This window comes from Siphonobacter sp. SORGH_AS_1065, assembly GCF_030818595.1.
GTDB lineage: Bacteria > Bacteroidota > Bacteroidia > Cytophagales > Spirosomataceae > Siphonobacter.
The window spans coordinates 1,246,841-1,264,221 of the sequence record NZ_JAUTAM010000004.1; the positions used below are offsets into that span (position 1 = coordinate 1,246,841).

The window sequence follows — 17,381 nt, forward strand, 5'->3', positions numbered from 1 at the left end:
GTACTTATCTTCGAACCAGAACACTTACTAAAACTAGTATGGCCGAAGCCGCACTGATGACAATAGGTGCTATCCGATAGGTATTATCCGTAGAAGCGGCACGGGCCTGATTAGGTTCTACGTATACAACATCATTCGGATGTAGATAATAATAGGGAGAGCTAAACACATCCCGTTTGGTCAAATCCAGACGGGCAAAAGTCTTTTTACCATTTTCTTCCCGAATTACTAATACATTCTCTCGCTTCCCGAAAATGGTCAGGTCATTCGCCATGCTTAGAGCCTGAAGAATAGTTACCTGTTCATTGTTAATCAGAAACAAGGAAGGATGATTTACCTCACCTAACACTGAAATACGGAAGTTTACATTCCGAACATTCACGGAAGGTTCTTTTAAGTAAGATTTAAGTTTTTCCTTTATCTGAGTAGCAACTTGAGCAGATGACTGCCCTGCAACGGTAATTTTACCCAGCATCGGAAAATCAATCGAGCCTTCTTTGCTTACTACATACCCAGGTTGATAAGCCAAAGGATTAGCCGAAGCCATAATTCCTTGGCCTTGAATCATGGAGGCATTTTCAGGCAAATTGAAAATGGCAGAGGCTTCTGGATTTAAACTATTTACTGAGATATTAAGAACGTCTCCTACCTGTATGGTTGGAGTATATTGCTTCGCTATACTTAAGCTATCAACGGTTGTATTAGGGCCGTCCTGAAAAAGAGCTAGGTTTTTCGAGGATACACAACCGGAAAGCAGCAGGGCAAGGACGGATAATGAAGCAAGATTCTTCACTAAAGATACCCGATCCCGGCGGATTGATCTGGTAGACATATAAAGCTTAAAATAGTGCAAAATGGCGGCGAACTCTGAACTCTTTTTCAAAGAAAATACAATTTTTCGTGAACAACTAATTTTAGAAGGGGTAAACCTGAAAAAAATATAATTTACTATCAAAAATCAATTAAAATCGTTAATTACTCAGTATTTTCAACTACTTTTTCTGGATTCTTCAAAATAAATGTAATGATAACACAACATTTACATAACAATCCAGCCGTATGGTCAAGCTAGGAATAGTACTAACTTGGCAAAATCCTATTTCTTGTTATAATCATAACAACTTGGAATTCTGCAATGGTTGCTGAGTTAATTGCTTAAATTCTGGCAAGGAAAAATATCTTCTCGAATCGGGGTAAATCCGCTGGCCGATGCAGATCACTACCTATAAAGTCTACCCAGCCTTTTTGCAACAGGGTTTTTCCTTGTCGACGGGCCTGCTCTCCATACTTGCCCGTAAGTGACATTGCATTGAGTTGTAGCAAACAACCAGCCTCTCGGTGATGGGCTAGTTCGGCTTCAAAATTTTTATAATATTTATACCGCTCCGGATGGGCCAGGATGGGCGTGTATCCCGCCGACTGAATGCGAAAAATTAAATCTGAGAGATGCAGCGGAGCCGAAGACCAGGCCGTTTCTACTAATATATACTTTTCCGGGCCAAAGGTTAACACTTCCCGGCTTTTTAATAAATCAAGGAAAAAATCATCAAGAAGGTATTCGGCGGCTACTTCAATCGTTAGGGGGAGGTTATGCTCCCGTACCAGGGACTGCAATTGCTCCTGACCCTCAAGTAACTGATGGTATTTGTTAGGAAACCAATCTCGACTGACGTGGGGCGTAGTTACTACTTTAGTTATGCCCCATTCGGAAAATTGTTTTAAGCAGGCCAGGGTTTCTTCCCAGGATGAAACTCCGTCATCTACCCCTGGCAGCAGGTGTGAATGTATATCAACTTTCCAAAAGCAGTCTTTAATGGCCTCTTCCAGATCGGGCTGTTGCCCTGTAAAAAAGCGGTTTTTCAAACGCTGCCATATACTCGTAGAACTCATTGACTTTTCAGTAGTGGGGACAGGGGGCACACTTGTATTAGTAGTCTCAGGAGCCATTTTAGCTTCTATCTGAGCACCCGCACGCAAACGAACTTCGTTTTTTTCAGATAGCGAAACTACTTCATCAAATTCCGTATTCATAATTGTAGCGGTGTATTAAGGTGGAATAGTCTCGGTAAAATCGACCTGTTACCCTAAACTGAGCTACCTGTTCAACAAAAAGTAAGATCAGTTTTGACTATCACGCTGATAGGTTTCGAACACTTATCAATTCTATTAGAACAGAACTAATAATCTTTTCGAAACCAATTCTACCTAAATTAGAGTCTATAAAGAATATATACAAGGATAATTCAACTTTGTTTAGAATTGCTGAACGAAATTCCAAAAGATAAATACGAGAAAATCTACTAGATGGATGTCATTTCAAACGTTTCATCGAAAAAAATTACATTCTTACATTCATTTTTTTTATAGTAGCAAAGCTAAATAAGTCTTCAAAAAATTATACCATACGGAATGTTAACTACACTAATTTTAAGAGTAAAAATACTCATCAATTATTCATTAATGAGCTCAAATCACCCATATTTTTCATAAACATTACCAAATATTAGCAAAATAGTTCAATTATATTTTTTTATATTGCAAGACTTCTTTATTCGCTTCTTTTAATTTCTATACCTCTTATAACTTATGTTAAGCTCATAGAGGTTGTAGAACGAAGAATCTGTAAACTCAGTTTTGCACTATACCTAGAATAGTGAAGCTGTCTATTAATACACGTAGCAACAAAAAGGGGCCCGGTTACATGCGTTAAACCGGACCCCTTTTGAGAAAATCGAGATCGTACTTTATACCTTTTTAGCCGGATTGCCAAAGACCGTAGCACCCGTTGCGACGTTTTCAATGACGACAGACCCCGCTCCGATTCGGGCATTTTTCCCAATTTCGACGCCGCCTACAATCGTTACGCCAGAACCAATGAAAGTGTTTTCTCCCACTTTAGCTCCCATTCCGATTACACTCCCCGCTCCTACCTGAACGAAGTCTTCCAGGACAGTTTCGGTATCAATGATAACTCCGGCGTGGAGAATACAGTGGTTACTCACTTTGGAAAACGTCTGAACAATAACGCCAGCCGCAATCAGATTTCCGTGGCCAATGTGAGCATCTTCCGAAATAATGGCCGAGGGATGTACAGCATTAACAGGCTGCGTCTGGCGAGTTTCGTGCAGGTACTCAACCAGTGTTTTGCGTTCGGTCCGATCTTCTACTGCTATAAAAGCTTCACATTTATTTCCAATGAGTTCAGTAAATCCTTCATCGTCAGTCGCTGAAAAGACTGATACCTCACCAATTTCGGTTCCGTGCAGGCTCGTTTCGTCTTCCAGAAACCCGTACACAATGACGCCGTTGCTATTAAAAATATCAAGAGCCGTTTTACCCAAAGCTTTGGCTCCAAAAATAAGGACGGGGTTTTCCATAACGTATGCGTGTCAGTACATCAACTGACGTTTTTTACAAAAGTAGCAGATCAGCATGGGAAAGTTCACTCCTGATTATTATCCCCTGCCTTTTCGTTACTGGTTTTGCGTGAATTAAAGTAATTATAACCCCCAACGAACAAAAAACGATCCGGCTCTTTCCACATTTGCCTATTCCTTTTTAAGTTTGCCTTTGAAAAGTCAGCCCGTTCCAGATGCTGACTTATCGAGAAGCGGGGAGAGACGGGCTCTGTGAACCGCTGGCAACCTATTTTCAACGAGGTGAAAACAAGGTGCTAATTCCTGCCCCGGAGAAGGTCTCCGGGGAGAGATAAGTAAAGCGAACTTTCATGCACCGGACGACCCTTTTATTGGGGGCTGCTATTCTGCCCTCTTTTTCCATCTCAGATTTCCTGACTCTTAGTTCATCCGCCTACGCAGGGGGCACTTCTTCTTGTTGTGGATTGCATGCAGAAACGATTCGTTTCAAACACTTACTCTAAACTCTATCTTTTATTCACGCATTAATTCTGCAACAACATGTCTGAATTACGTTTTGAAACGCTCCAGTTACACGCTGGCCAAGAGATTGACCCAACCACTAAGGCCCGGGCCGTTCCTATTTATCAAACCACGGCTTATCAGTTCGATGATTCCGCTCACGGAGCCCGGCTTTTTGCCCTTCAGGAATTTGGGAACATTTATTCACGCATTATGAACCCCACCCACGATGTGTTTGAAAAACGCATAGCGGCATTGGAAGGCGGCGTGGCAGCCCTTTCAGTGGCTTCGGGGCATGCGGCTCAGTTTATTACCATCAATAACATTACTACCGTTGGCGATAACTTTGTAACGACTTCCTATTTATACGGCGGCAGCTATAACCAGTTTAAGAATTCCTTTAAAAATATTGGCGTTGAAGCCCGTTTTGCTGACGGCGATAAAGTTGAATCATTCGAACGGCTCATTGACGATCGCACCAAGTTCCTGTATCTGGAAACTATTGGTAACCCTGGATTTAACATTCCCGATTTTGAAGCCTTCGCAGCCCTGGCTAAGAAGTATGATCTGCCCATTATCGTAGATAATACATTCGGAGCAGGCGGGGCCATTGCTCAGCCTCTTAAACACGGAGCCCACGTGGTTGTTAGCTCGGCTACGAAGTGGATCGGCGGTCACGGTACTTCTATGGGAGGAGTTATTATCGACGGTGGCACCTATAACTGGGGCAATGGAAAGTACCCTCAGTTTACCGAACCCTCACCAAGTTACCACGGTCTGGTATTAAATGATGTATTCGGCTTTAATGGTCCTTTCGGTAATATTCAGTTCATCATTCGGGCCCGGGTAGAAGGACTTCGGGATTGGGGACCTTCTCAAGCTCCTTTCAACAGCTTCTTACTATTGCAGGGACTCGAAACGCTTTCGCTTCGCGTAGAGCGGACGAACGAAAATGCTCTGGCTCTGGCGACCTGGCTGGAAAACCATCCGGCAGTAGAATATGTGAATTACCCCGGTTTGGCGAGCAGTCCCTATCACGCCCTGGCTCAGAAGTACTTAACCCGTGGCTTTGGCGGCGTGTTAACCTTCAAGCTTAAAGCGGGAAAAGAAGCGGCAGATCAGTTGGTTAATTCCTTAAAACTGATTAGTCACCTCGCTAATGTGGGCGATGCGAAAACGCTCATCATCCACCCCGCCAGCACGACGCATTCCCAGCTTTCAGCCGCCGAGCAAGCTACGGCGGGCGTAGAACCGGGATTACTCCGAATTTCGCTGGGTTTTGAACACATTGAAGACATTAAGGCGGACCTAGAGCAGGCCATTCAGGCCGTTTCAGGTTCCTAGCCTCCAGGGTCGGGGCTTTGGCTCCGACCTTATTTCACTCGATTTGCATACTGACTTACTTGAAAGTCCTTAACTGATTGCTTACGCTTTGTCTGAGTTACAACTATTTCATTACCCGCATCCTTTTGACTTAGAATGCGGACAGACCCTACCCGAAATTCAGGTAGCTTATCATACCTTTGGAAAGCTTAATGACCGGGCCGATAATGCCGTCTGGATTTGTCATGCCCTCACGGGAAATTCAGACGTTACCGAGTGGTGGAGCGGATTAGTGGGCGAAGGAAAGCTATTAGATACCCGACAGTATTTCATTATTTGTGCGAATGTGCTGAGTTCGGCTTATGGTTCTACCTCGGCCTTATCAGTTAATCCGCTTACGCAGGAACCTTATTATCAGGATTTTCCGCTCGTAACCATTCGTGATGTTGTTAAAAGTCTGGATTTACTGCGGGAGCATTTGCAGATTCGTCAGCTTTGCATGCTCGTAGGTGGATCGCTTGGCGGACAGCAGGCTCTGGAATGGGCCATCCAGAAACCCGAGCTTTTCAAGCAACTGATTCTTATTGCTACTAACGCCCGGATGTCGCCCTGGGGTATTGCCTTCAATGAATCCCAACGGATGGCTATTGAGGCCGATCAGACCTGGCAGGAACGCCGGGCCGACGCAGGTACTGCGGGCATGAAAGCCGCCCGGGCTACGGCCTTGCTGAGTTACCGCAGTGCGGTGATGTACGAGTATACGCAAGCCCGCGAAGAATCGGTAATTGATCACTACCGGGCTAGCTCTTACCAGCGATATCAGGGCGAAAAAATTGCCTCACGATTCAACGCTTTCTCTTACTATAGTTTGTCGCGAATGATGGATTCGCACGATGTGGGAAGAAACCGAGGCGGAGCTATGGCAGCTCTTAACCGAATTAAAGCCCAGACACTAATCATTGGTATTCAATCGGATGTCTTGTTTCCGGTGGAAGAACAGCGGTTTTTAGCTCGGTACATTCCCCAGGCTGAATTGACTGAAATTGATTCTTTGTATGGTCATGATGGATTTCTTGTGGAAAATGAACTCATGACTAAAACCATTCGCACCTGGGAATTATCGAACCGATTGGAACCTGAAGTAGAAGAAGAAGAACTTATCGTTCGGGATCGTGTACAGGTGGATGTTCGCAAAGGTGTCCGTGAATACATTGCCGTGGAGAATATTTCGTTCCTGGCTACTCCCTACACCATTCATCTCATCAACGGCAACCGAATTGAGTCAGATACGGTGCTGGATAAAGTGAGTTTGGCTTTACAGGAAAACTACGATTTTACCTTACTGAGTCCGCATCTACCGCACATTCTGGTTAATACCCGACACATTAAAAGCTTCGACGAGAAAAATAACCGTATTTATTTAAGCGACGGCAGAAGCCAAACTTTGCCCCCGGAGTTTCCTCTAAAAAAAGCCAAATAAATCTATACCTTCGTTTTACCAGCATCCTGCTTGAAACGTTAAATCATGTTTATCGTAAGATTGCTCAATTTTTTAGAGGCTTCTTTAGAAGCTAGGGTTGCGTGAGCGTAACCCAGCTTGAAAAGGCTTTCGTATCCTTCATTGCTAGAAATAAACTTTAAGGTATCTGCTTTTTAAATAAAGAGCCTGTCAGAGACGCTCTAAAATGACTTCTGAATAACATAAGGGAATGGTGCATTTGGCCCTTTCTGCGTTCGAAGCGTTCTTTATATACGCCTGATTTTGCATTTTTATAAAAAAAGATGGTGATAATGCCTTACAAACAAAGAAGGTTATTTCACTGCTAAAAAGATACGGTTCACATACATTGGTCTTGTATTTCAGATATTTACAGACATCTTTACTTGCCCCTTAACAAACGACTCCTAAGCCTTTCTGGCTTATCATCAATCATACTTCCTTAGAACTAGCTGAAGTTTATCTTTATACGGGTTCTGAGTCTTAGGTGAGCGTTACATTCCAATTCTAGAGCATGCCATAAGGGCTTATAGACTGGAATTCTCCTATTACAATACTTCTATTTCAAACTAGTTTTGAAGTTCTTTCTTGCCACTAACAAGGTCAGAACTTCACCTCAATCCTATTCATTCATATCCAATCCATTAAATCTATGAAAACGCTTTCTCTATTTTCAAAAGTACTCTTATTCGTTAGCCTGGGGCTTTTTACACTGAGTTGCACCGACCATGAAGGGCCAGCAGCGGGTACGGTTCAGCGAGAAATTCTGGTAAGCGGTTTAAATGGCCCTACGGGTCTAACCTTTGATCCTCAGGGTCGCTTATTTGTTTCGGAAGTGGGAACCGGGCAAAACAATAGCCAGATTTCGCTGGTCGAAAACAACCAGGCCAAACCCGTCATTCAGGGATTACCTTCCATGCCTGATGGTCCCGCTTTCTTTATTGGCATTACCCACATGCTTTTTGCTAACGATTCGCTTTACTTCTTGCACGGAGCTCTGGGAACGCTCTTTAGCGTAAAAACCTCTCAACTAAACCCTAACCAGCCCTTAAGCCAGGCTAATCTAACCAGCCAGGCATTGCGGCCTTTTATAGATAGTCTGAAATTAGTAACCCCCTTGAATTCAAATGCCTATAATCTGGCATCGGATGCTAGTGGTAATATCGTCATTGCAGACGCGGGTACCAACGCGGTAATCAAACGGCAAAAAGGCACGGGAAAACTCCAGTTACTGGCTCATTTACCGAATGTAACTCCCGCTCAGGAAGCAGTGCCCACGGGAATTGTCTTTGATGGTACTAACTTCCTGGTAACTACGCTTTCGGGTGGACCATTCACTAAAGGCTCAGCCGTGATTTACCAAGTTAGTCCGCAAGGAGTAGTCAGCATTTATCAGTCTAATTATACCACACTAATGGATCTGACGCTTTCAGAAGGAAACAAACCAGTGGTAATTGAATTCGTATCCGATGGCATTTTTAACCCCAGCCTTCCTTCGGGTCGCATTGCTAACACACTGGGCAAAACCTTAGTAGGCGATTTGCGAGGTCCTTCTGCTATCGAAAGACAGGGTAATAGCTATTACGTTACCAGTGTAAGCCAAGGTCTACTCGAACGTTTCACCTGGTAAGAGAAGAGTAACCATTTCTTTATTCAGGATCTCTTAGTATAAACGACAATCCTTATAAATCACCCTTTAACGCTTTTAGATAAACCGCCAATTTGATGGAGTATTGTACCTGAATCGTATCCTAGCTCACCTCTCAAGGGGTGGGCTATTTTTTTTCACATTCTACCCGATTTTCATAAAAAAACCGGCTCCTGGGGAGTCGGTTTAGGCAATACCGGCATTGCCCTTCCCTTTTATTACAGGTGGCGGCGTCTGTAAAGCGTAGGGTTAACGCTAGTAAGCCTAAAATCGTAAATATTTACCCATTAAATCATTGTTTCTTAACTAATAACAATAAATTACCATACCAGGCTCAGCCCGTCATCTCCACCGCTAAATGTACGCCGATGAATCGCTTTGCAAAGATCAAAACCCAGCCCTAAATATTAATTAGAATTGGGCAAAGGTAACCACTGTTCAAGGGCCTGCTCCAGCACCGTTCTTGCAATGGGCTTGGTTAAGTAATCATCCATTCCAGCAGCTAAACACCGCTCTCTTTCCAGAGGTAGAATACTGGCCGTCAGGGCTAGTATAGGAATATGCCCCGTTTCAATCTGACGAATCTGTTGAGTAGCTTCGTAGCCATTCATTTCTGGCATTTGAATATCCATTAGAATCAGATCTGGTCGGTAGCGGGTAAACGCTTCTACCCCTTCAATTCCATTATGAGCTTCGTAAATAGTGAGTTCAGGCCGAAGTGAGGCGATGAGCTTTTTAGCTAATAACCGATTGACGGCATTGTCCTCTACTACTAAAATGGAAGCTAGGGTTTGCAGAGGAGTATCACTTACTGGCTCAGCGGGGGGGTCGGGGGTTATGGATTGCTCCTCTTCAAAAAGGTTGGAAAGAGCCGTGAGAAGCTCCGTTCTTTTCACAGGTTTCGGCAGCAGGGCCTTTCCACTCTTTTCTAATTCCAGACCTTCATAAATTGTATTCATTATTAATACGGGTGGTAAGGCCTGGTCGCTGGAAGCCCGCATTTTCTCCAACGTTTCTACCCCATTTAAAAAGGGCATGTGATAATCCATGAGAATCACATCAAATATCTGCTCCTGAGTTACTTCCAGGGCCTCAAGTCCATTTTTAGCCAGATAACAGGCGATGTTTTGCTGGGCGAGTATTTGCTTGAGAATGCTCCGACTAACTTTATTATCGTCCACCACTAAGGCTGAATGAATCCGGTTTAAGTGGGGCCAATCTTTACTAGATGCCAAGTCCTCGCTAGCGGCGGGCACGGATAACTCGAAACTGAAACAACTCCCTTTTCCTAGCTTACTTGAAAGCTCAAACTGGCTGTTCATGAGTCGCAACAAGCGGCTTGAAATGGTAAGGCCTAAGCCCGTTCCTCCAAATTTTTTAGTAGTTGAAAGATCCTCCTGGGTAAAGGCTTCAAATATTTTACGTTGATTCTCTTTTTCAATACCAATACCCGTATCCCGTACTGTAAAACGAAGACGAGCCTGCTCAGATTCCATGGTCAGATACTCTACCTTTAATTCGATTTCGCCCTGGAGAGTAAATTTGGCGGCATTGCTTAGTAAATTAACCAGAATCTGTCTCAACCGAAGCTCATCGACCCAAATCCAGCGGGGAACATTGGGCTCAATATTCAGCAATACTTCCAGCCCTTTGTTTTGTGCCTGCGTAGTTACTAATGCCAGGGACTGATGGCAGAGCAGCTCGAGTTCTGTTTTCTCTATTACCAGCGACAATTTACCAGCTTCAATTTTTGAAAACTCCAAAATATCATTGATAATGCCCAATAGCGAGTGAGCCGATTCGTAAACTGTTTTTTGGTAGAGCTGTTGCGTTTCGTCAAGCGGGGTTTTTAACAACAGTTCAGTAAAGCCAATTACTCCATTGAGCGGTGTTCGGATTTCGTGACTCATATTAGCCAGAAACTCAGATTTAGCACTGCTGGCATATTCAGCTTGCTGACGGGCTTTTTCGATTTGCCCCTGAGCCGTTTTCAAATCATCAATATCCTGAAAGGTCCCAAATAGACGTACAGATCTTCCATTGATCTGTTCGACCTGCCCAATGGTACGTACCCAGCGAAGATTACCCTTAGCCGTAATAATCTGCTCTTCCAAATCCCAAGCCGTCCCGTTTTTAATGCCTTCGGCAACCACTCTGGCCAATCGTTCTTTGGCTTGAGTGGTTGCATAGAAACTAATTCCGTGCCTTATGTCGGGATTTTCGTCCAGGGGAATCTCATGAATTTCTTTGGTTACATCTGACCAGTACAACCGCTGCTGATCAATGTTATATTCCCAAGCCCCTACTTTAGCCATCCGACTGGTTTCTTCGAGTAAGACCTTGGTCTTAAGTAATTCTTCTTCGGCCTTCTTACGCTTATCAATATCGTGACTGGTCCATACAATTTCTTCACTTACTTCCTGACGGTTGGCTTTGGTTTCCATCCACAAGTAATGCCCCTTCTGATGTTTGATGCGGTGCTCAAAGCAAGCGGGTAGCTCTTCATTAACCTTACCAATCATTTCAAAGGCAGCGGGCAAATCATCGGGATGTATGAAGTCTTCCATTGTTTTCCCCAGACAATCCTCTACCGGGTAACCCAGAATTTTAGTCCAGGCGGGCGATAGATAGGTAACGACTCCTTCAGGGGTAGTCATGGAGAGAATATCACTCATGGAAGAAAGCAAAACGGATAAGTTGATTTCCGTTCGCATCGTTTGAGTTATGTCCCGCCCAAGACCTAGAATTTCATTGACTTGCCCAAAGCTATCTTCCAGTCCTGTCATACTCCATTCATAGGCCTGTAGGGCCTTTCCAGGTAAGCGTTTTTTTATCTGGATGGTATAGGATACCAAAGGATTCTTTCGGCAGGATTCAACGCCTTGCCTAAAGATATCTATGTCTTCGGCAACCATAAAGGTAGTCGCTAATGTACCTAGCAGGTTTTCTACAGGTTCGCCTAAGGCATTAGCGTAATTTTCACTAATGAAGGTATAACGACCTTCCAAATCTATTTTAGCTACGTATAGAACCTGACTATTAACAATGTATTCGTAGAGCAGCGATTGTTGACGAGCTTTAAGCTCGGACTCTTTCTCATTGGTAATATCAATGTGACTGACGGCTAGTAACTGAACCTGTCCCTCTTCGTTTCGCAGAGCCATTCCCCGGCATCGCAACCACATGATGTAACCCTGCTTATGAAGGTAGCGGATGGGCGTATCGAAGCCGCTTTCGGGCCTAGCTAGATTCGAGCTTAGCTCTTTTTCCAGTAAAGCAATATCCTCGGGATGAATCAACTTTTTCCAGTCTAAAAGAAGATCCGGAATTTCGTGCGTTTCATAGCCTAGTTTGAACCAGAAATTAGGACTTATCCAGTAGTTTTCAGGGTGTTGTACGTCCCAAATCCACAGGCCTGACTCCTGGAAAAAAGAAAAGAAATGAGTATTGCTCTCTAACAAATGAAGAAGCTCTTTTTTTAAGTAATGCATACGGATGGCGGTCTATGCAGGAATCAACTCGTAATTGTGGCTATCAAAGAAGAAATTTAAAAAATCATGCTACTTAATTAAAGACTTATTCTTAAGGGGCTTAAGAAAAGCACTTAGGTCCTCTAAATCCATTAAGCCTTTAGTACTATCTACGTAAATCATCTCTGTTTAAGTATGAACACGCTTGCGGATTACTCTGGTGTGAGGGTAACTACGTACATTTTCTGAACGCCTGGATAGATTGTTTACAAAGCTTATATCTCCTTTAGAAGAAGAGTCTGCTTGCCAATCACTTCCCTCTAGTATGTGTTTTTGAGAGTGCCTCTAACCCATAGGGTTGACTGGTCTTTTTAGACCATTACTTCGGCTCACTATAAGAAGTATACGTTAGCTATGTTAAGTAATAGACTCTAAGTCTTATCTTATAATGAGCTACATTACAGGCTTTAACTTCTAAAAATAGCCTATTATTGGTGGAAGATCAATACCTTAAAAAGATAGTAATGCTTAGAAACTACGCATTCTAACAAATGTTTAGTTGAGCATTTGTTGTGCTTTGGTAGGATAGCCTTATGCTTTCCCAGCTAATATACAATATACCCACATTAAAGCTTACGATATGTTTAATGAGAATTATTAAATGTATCGTAAGCTTTAACATTTTTCAGTTGTATTGGAACTGGAAAAGCCGCTTTCTAGATAAAGGCCATGACACGATAACCATTGTCTTTATTTATTCACACACGCTAGAAGCCTGAAGATGCCATTTTTTAAGCATTTGCATTAACTCTTCAATTTTCACGGGCTTGGTTAAGTAATCATCCATGCCTGCTTCCATACAAATATCCTCCGTACCGGCCACCACATTAGCCGTCAAAGCGATAATAACGGGTTGTTTGGGTAACAACTGACGAATTTGCTGAGTAGCTTCCAAACCATCCAGGACGGGCATTTGCATATCCATTAAAATCAGATCATAGGGATGGGTTAAAGCTGCCGTTAAGGCCTGTTCTCCGTTTTCCGCTAAGTCTGGCTCATAACCCAGCTTCGTTAAGATGGTCTTAATGACGCGTTGATTAACCTGGTTGTCTTCGGCAATGAGTATTTGTAAAGGATATTGGCTACTCATGCTCGTAGTTAACTGCCCAGATTTTGAGTATTCCTGGACCAAGGGCTGCTCTCCCTGCAAAGCATAAAGTACCTGTTTGTTGAGCTGCTTCTGACGGGTAGGTTTATTGAGAATAGAAACAAAAAATTCTCGCTGATGAGGTTTCAACTCATGGCCAATGGAACTTAGTAAAATAACAGGAATCTCCGAGTATGCCTTCTTAATTTCTCCGGCTAACATCACCCCATCCATAGCAGGCATTTGCATATCGGTGATAACCAAATCAATAGCGGCGTCCTTCTCCAGTTGCTCAAGGGCTGAAGCAGCTGAGTTAGCCAAAAGAGTTTGCAAGCCCCAATTGCTAAGCTGGCGTTGCAAGATGGTTAAATTCGTTGCATTATCGTCCACTAACAATACCCGTTTCTGTGCATAAGCTTCCAGGCTTTGCTGGGAATAAGCCTGAATTTGCTTTTTCCCTGGCTGGATTCGGATGGTGAAGCAGAAGGTAGAACCCTGACCTAGTTGGCTATCAACAAGTATTTTACCTCCCATTAATTCTACCAATCGGGCTGAGATCACTAGCCCTAAACCGGAGCCTCCGTACTTACGCGTAGTGGTTGAATCCACTTGAGAAAAGGACTGAAACAGTTTACCAATCTGATGAGCAGCGATGCCAATGCCCGTGTCCCGAACCGAAAAATTAAGGCATAGCTCGTTTTCTTTTAATTCCTGTAGACTCACCCATAAGCACACTTCGCCTACTTCAGTAAATTTGACGGCGTTGCCAATAAGGTTAATAAGTACTTGCCGTAGGCGTAGGGAATCGCCGACTACCTGTAAGGGTATATCCTCCTCAATGTGATAAATGAGATCTACCCCTGTTTGTGTAGCTTTCGCCCCAAAGAGATCAAAGACATCTTCGATGCACTCCCGTAAGTTAAATTCCTCTCTTTCAAGCTCAATACTCCCCGACTCTATTTTAGAAAAATCAAGAATATTATTAATAACACTCAACAGAGCATCGCCCGAATTCACAATCGTATCGGCAAACATTCGCTGTTCAATAGTCAGATTGGTTTCCTGTAGCAAAGCGGCCATTCCAATGACTCCGTTCATGGGCGTGCGTATCTCATGACTCATCGTTGCCAGAAAAACACTTTTGGCCTGGTTCGCTTTTTCCGCTTCCCAACGAGCGGCTTCTAGTTGAACATTGGATTTTCTCAGAAGTGTGTTTATTTTCTTTTGAATTAATTCATTGCGATGTCTTTCTTGCGAGAGAGCCGCTTCCTTTTCTAACTCATTCATCTTCTGAGTCTGGATGAATACATTCTCACTGTACCTTTTCATCATATAAGCCCATAATCCACAGATGAAAAAAATAACGGCTGCCAGTAGAATGTGAATAACAAAAGTGAGCAAATCAAAGTAGTCGAGCCGCGTAAAATAGATTTGAGCGTAACCCAGATTTTGAAAATAACCAAAGAGAGCATGGTGAGTCAATACCACAATCATCATGGGAATCTGCAATTGCCATTTTTGATAGGTAATGAGAAGTGCACTGCCAATAAATGCGAAAAAATGCATTTCAAACAAACCATGCATTTGGTAGATATACTGAGCCATAAAGACTCCTAAAACTCCACTCAACACATATTGATACCAATCTGAGTCAGGCAGAGCCCATTTGGTCGAATAATAAGCTAACAGGCACAAACCGCCTACACTTATGGCAATTACATAGGTATCGTAAAAACTGGCCAACACTAGGCCAGTAACAAAATAGCCTAAAAGAAAGACGTCCATCAGCCGATCCGAACTTTCTTTCACATTCGAAAAAAAGGAAGGCTTCTCTGCGTCACCAGTCAAATAAATAGTAAAAGGAATCATGGGCTAATTTGAAATTAAGATTGATAAAGCATGCCAACACAGGATTGCTAGTGCAACTAACCCAAGTCCAATCACCAAAAGATTTTTATTAGCGTTTCGCCCGTTCCTATATACAGAAGTATGATTTAAAATAGCTTCCAAAAGCTTATTTTAAATAGAATCAAAACCAAACGATATACCATCAAAACCTGCTGATTTTCAAACTGGTTGCTGCATATCAAATCTGCCGCTAGATACTGTTAGTTTTTACAGGAAGGAAGTTTACAACCATAAGCCTTAAAGGCTAATTCATCAAAAGCTCCGAGTTGACTTTGACGCAACAAGCGGCCTAAGGCCTGTTTAGCATAACTAGTCTGCTCATCGCTACAATAGCGGCTCCGGTTATAGTTACCCCGGTAGAAAAGTTTCTCGTTAGTGTCGATCAACACGGCCTGCGGGGTTGAGTAAACTCCACAGATTGAAGCCAGTTGGTCGTTGTGTAGCACGGGTAGATGTAGATTCAAATCTTTTTGAATAAAAGCTTCTGAATAATTTTTCTGGCTCAAGAGAACAACGACAAAATCCACCTGGGCTTGATAGAGTTTTACCAAACTTTGAAAATGCCGACGATTAAATCTGGAGCAGGCACAATCTGGATTGTAGAAATGCAGAAACAAGGGTTTGTTACACTTACGTGTCTGAAGTAGTTCACTGGTTAAGGTGGAGCCCAAAGCTACTTCGCGGTAATCTGGGGGAAGTGGCGTTGGCAACAGATAAATCCAGGATTGGTACCAAAACAGAGAGCCAATTCCGATTAGGATGCCTAGCAGCCATAAACTAACTAATGTTTTTCTTGGTAAAGATGTCTTCATATAGTTGAGCACATAATAGAGCGTTTAATGTTTATTCATTTTTCTTTCAACACAAAGCATAGGCAAGCACTACCCCGATGCTTATGCCTCTAAGGGCTGGCCTCATCAAGACTTAGCCAGAACAACAGATTACTCATTGGCGTGCTATAATTATTTAAAAACAATGACAAATGTCAAAACATTACCCTAATTACAGTAATTACCTGTATATACTACTATCTATACTAATCAGAGAGCTTTTATGTTTTCTTCTAATAAGTTTAGAACGTAATATTCATCTGGGCTTCAATACTAACATAAGTCATAATTTAGTATTTTATAAGTACTATAAAAGCTTAGTACTAGTAGAGTTATTTTTGTTAAACATAAGATTTAAAGCAGGAAACTCGTATTTATTTAACTTAACAATACTCATTTTTAACTTTAAATCTCTACTACGTATTGCTTAAAAGTCGAGCGATACATCTGGAGGATCATACTTAAAAAGTCGATGCCACTCTTCTTGTTTTATCGATTAAACTGGTATTGATAAAAGGTACTATTAAGTAATAATAATCAAATACCTGGTAAAACAGCCAAATGATGAGTATAGAGACGACCTATAATGGTAATTAACCTAAAAATTCACTATCTATTTTTTCATTTTATCCGTTTAAATACTCATAAGCAGATTTTTTTATTCTTCTAAAAAACGATTTCTTCACATATAACTTGATCTAACTAATTGTTTAACCAATAAAGAGATTACTCGCAGCGTATTAAAGGAGATTTCATGGGTAATATTTTACCTACGTATAGCTTTAAACCGTGCTACTTCCAAAAGCTTTTGGTAAGAAATAATCTTGATGATATTTAGAAAGATACAAAATTTAAACTCTCTTAACCTCTGTAAAGTGAATTTACCTATGCTCGATTTTATTTACATATGTCTTATTTGTAAATAAAGGTTCATATACGCCTATAAGCCTCTAATTATGTACAAAATAAGGTTACTTATTTTCTTTATTTATAAATAAAAAGTAATAGCTGTGTTAAAGTTATGGCTATACTAAATTCATTAAAAATGAACTTAGTATAGCCATAATGGATGGTTTTTCTATAAATTAAAGTTGAACGTATAGACCTTAAATAACGTCCGTTCATAACCATATGCCTTCTATGGGGAGCATCAAAACACGATTATTTAATATAATAATTCAAATATTTATTTTAATTATTATATTACAAACAGTTTAAAAGTAAGCTATGCGTATGTATTATTATTATACGTCTCCAAGACCTTCACTAGAGTTTTGTTGATCACCTTGACAAGAAATATAATTATACCAAATTTAGTATTAGTAGTTTTTATAGATTATCTATTTATTATCATTAAAACTAAACTTACCCTAATTAACTATAATCTATTGAAAGAAATTTAAACTTATCTTTTTTAATTAGTAGAATGACTGGGGAACGAATAGTTATATTGGGGATTTATCTACACTAGCATCAGCAAAGATAGAGAAGAGGTGGGCATCTTTCTGACCTTTGCAGCCTCTACCATTGCTCAGGAAAAAGGAGGCGGTCATTCATGGCAGGCGACATACGTAAAAATATAGCTCTTAAAATTGCTGATTACTGCTTCATTTAAAAGCCTTCGTACGCCCAGGAACGTTGCACATGGAGTAAGAAAAAGTAAAAGCTCCATATCTTCT

9 protein-coding genes and 1 riboswitch are annotated in these 17,381 nt (G+C 41.8%); of the genes, 3 read left to right on the plus strand and 6 right to left on the minus strand.

What is annotated here, in order from left to right; genetic code table 11:
* Positions 1-4 precede the first annotated feature (4 nt).
* From QE390_RS05760 to QE390_RS05770, 3 genes are all read right to left on the minus strand, one after another.
* Complete coding sequence (locus tag QE390_RS05760; protein WP_307141442.1) at positions 5-832, minus strand: polysaccharide biosynthesis/export family protein; 828 nt, start codon at positions 830-832, stop codon at positions 5-7.
* Positions 833-1,155: 323 nt separating this feature from the next.
* The gene (locus tag QE390_RS05765) at positions 1,156-2,031 is read right to left on the minus strand and encodes a tyrosine-protein phosphatase (RefSeq protein WP_307141443.1); all 876 of its coding nucleotides are present in this window, start codon (positions 2,029-2,031) and stop codon (positions 1,156-1,158) included.
* A gap of 713 nt (positions 2,032-2,744) precedes the next feature.
* Complete coding sequence (locus QE390_RS05770; RefSeq protein WP_307141444.1) at positions 2,745-3,377, minus strand: NeuD/PglB/VioB family sugar acetyltransferase; 633 nt, start codon at positions 3,375-3,377, stop codon at positions 2,745-2,747.
* A gap of 220 nt (positions 3,378-3,597) precedes the next feature.
* Positions 3,598-3,715: riboswitch (SAM riboswitch) on the plus strand.
* A 202-nt stretch (positions 3,716-3,917) separates the two neighbouring features.
* Between QE390_RS05770 and QE390_RS05775 the strand changes: the two genes are divergently transcribed.
* The 3 genes from QE390_RS05775 to QE390_RS05785 all read left to right on the plus strand — a co-directional run bounded on the left by QE390_RS05775 (position 3,918) and on the right by QE390_RS05785 (position 8,329).
* On the plus strand, positions 3,918-5,222 hold the full coding sequence (locus tag QE390_RS05775) for an O-acetylhomoserine aminocarboxypropyltransferase/cysteine synthase family protein (protein ID WP_307141445.1): 1,305 nt from the start codon (positions 3,918-3,920) through the stop codon (positions 5,220-5,222).
* A gap of 88 nt (positions 5,223-5,310) precedes the next feature.
* Complete coding sequence (metX, locus tag QE390_RS05780) at positions 5,311-6,681, plus strand: homoserine O-acetyltransferase (RefSeq protein WP_307141446.1); 1,371 nt, start codon at positions 5,311-5,313, stop codon at positions 6,679-6,681.
* A gap of 670 nt (positions 6,682-7,351) precedes the next feature.
* Positions 7,352-8,329, plus strand: a complete 978-nt coding sequence (locus QE390_RS05785) for a ScyD/ScyE family protein (protein ID WP_307141447.1) — start codon at positions 7,352-7,354, stop codon at positions 8,327-8,329.
* Between the two features lie 425 nt (positions 8,330-8,754).
* On the opposite strand, the gene QE390_RS05790 is transcribed toward QE390_RS05785, so the two are convergent.
* The 3 genes from QE390_RS05790 to QE390_RS05800 form a co-directional block, all read right to left on the minus strand.
* Positions 8,755-11,838 carry a response regulator gene (locus QE390_RS05790; RefSeq protein WP_307141448.1) on the minus strand — a complete coding sequence of 1,028 codons (3,084 nt, stop codon included), beginning with the start codon at positions 11,836-11,838 and terminating at the stop codon, positions 8,755-8,757.
* A 733-nt stretch (positions 11,839-12,571) separates the two neighbouring features.
* On the minus strand, positions 12,572-14,833 hold the full coding sequence (locus tag QE390_RS05795) for a response regulator (protein ID WP_307141449.1): 2,262 nt from the start codon (positions 14,831-14,833) through the stop codon (positions 12,572-12,574).
* A gap of 239 nt (positions 14,834-15,072) precedes the next feature.
* Positions 15,073-15,684 carry a thioredoxin fold domain-containing protein gene (locus tag QE390_RS05800; protein ID WP_106636924.1) on the minus strand — a complete coding sequence of 204 codons (612 nt, stop codon included), beginning with the start codon at positions 15,682-15,684 and terminating at the stop codon, positions 15,073-15,075.
* Positions 15,685-17,381: the final 1,697 nt, after the last annotated feature.

Excerpts from the sequence above, each read along its gene's own strand:
- QE390_RS05760 (WP_307141442.1), bottom strand. The coding sequence starts at position 832 with ATGTCTACCAGATCAATCCGCCGGGATCGGGTATCTTTAGTGAAGAAT.
- QE390_RS05765 (WP_307141443.1), bottom strand. The coding sequence starts at position 2,031 with ATGAATACGGAATTTGATGAAGTAGTTTCGCTATCTGAAAAAAACGAA.
- QE390_RS05770 (WP_307141444.1), bottom strand. The coding sequence starts at position 3,377 with ATGGAAAACCCCGTCCTTATTTTTGGAGCCAAAGCTTTGGGTAAAACG.
- QE390_RS05775 (WP_307141445.1), top strand. The coding sequence starts at position 3,918 with ATGTCTGAATTACGTTTTGAAACGCTCCAGTTACACGCTGGCCAAGAG.
- QE390_RS05785 (WP_307141447.1), top strand. The coding sequence starts at position 7,352 with ATGAAAACGCTTTCTCTATTTTCAAAAGTACTCTTATTCGTTAGCCTG.
- QE390_RS05790 (WP_307141448.1), bottom strand. The coding sequence starts at position 11,838 with ATGCATTACTTAAAAAAAGAGCTTCTTCATTTGTTAGAGAGCAATACT.
- QE390_RS05795 (WP_307141449.1), bottom strand. The coding sequence starts at position 14,833 with ATGATTCCTTTTACTATTTATTTGACTGGTGACGCAGAGAAGCCTTCC.
- QE390_RS05800 (WP_106636924.1), bottom strand. The coding sequence starts at position 15,684 with ATGAAGACATCTTTACCAAGAAAAACATTAGTTAGTTTATGGCTGCTA.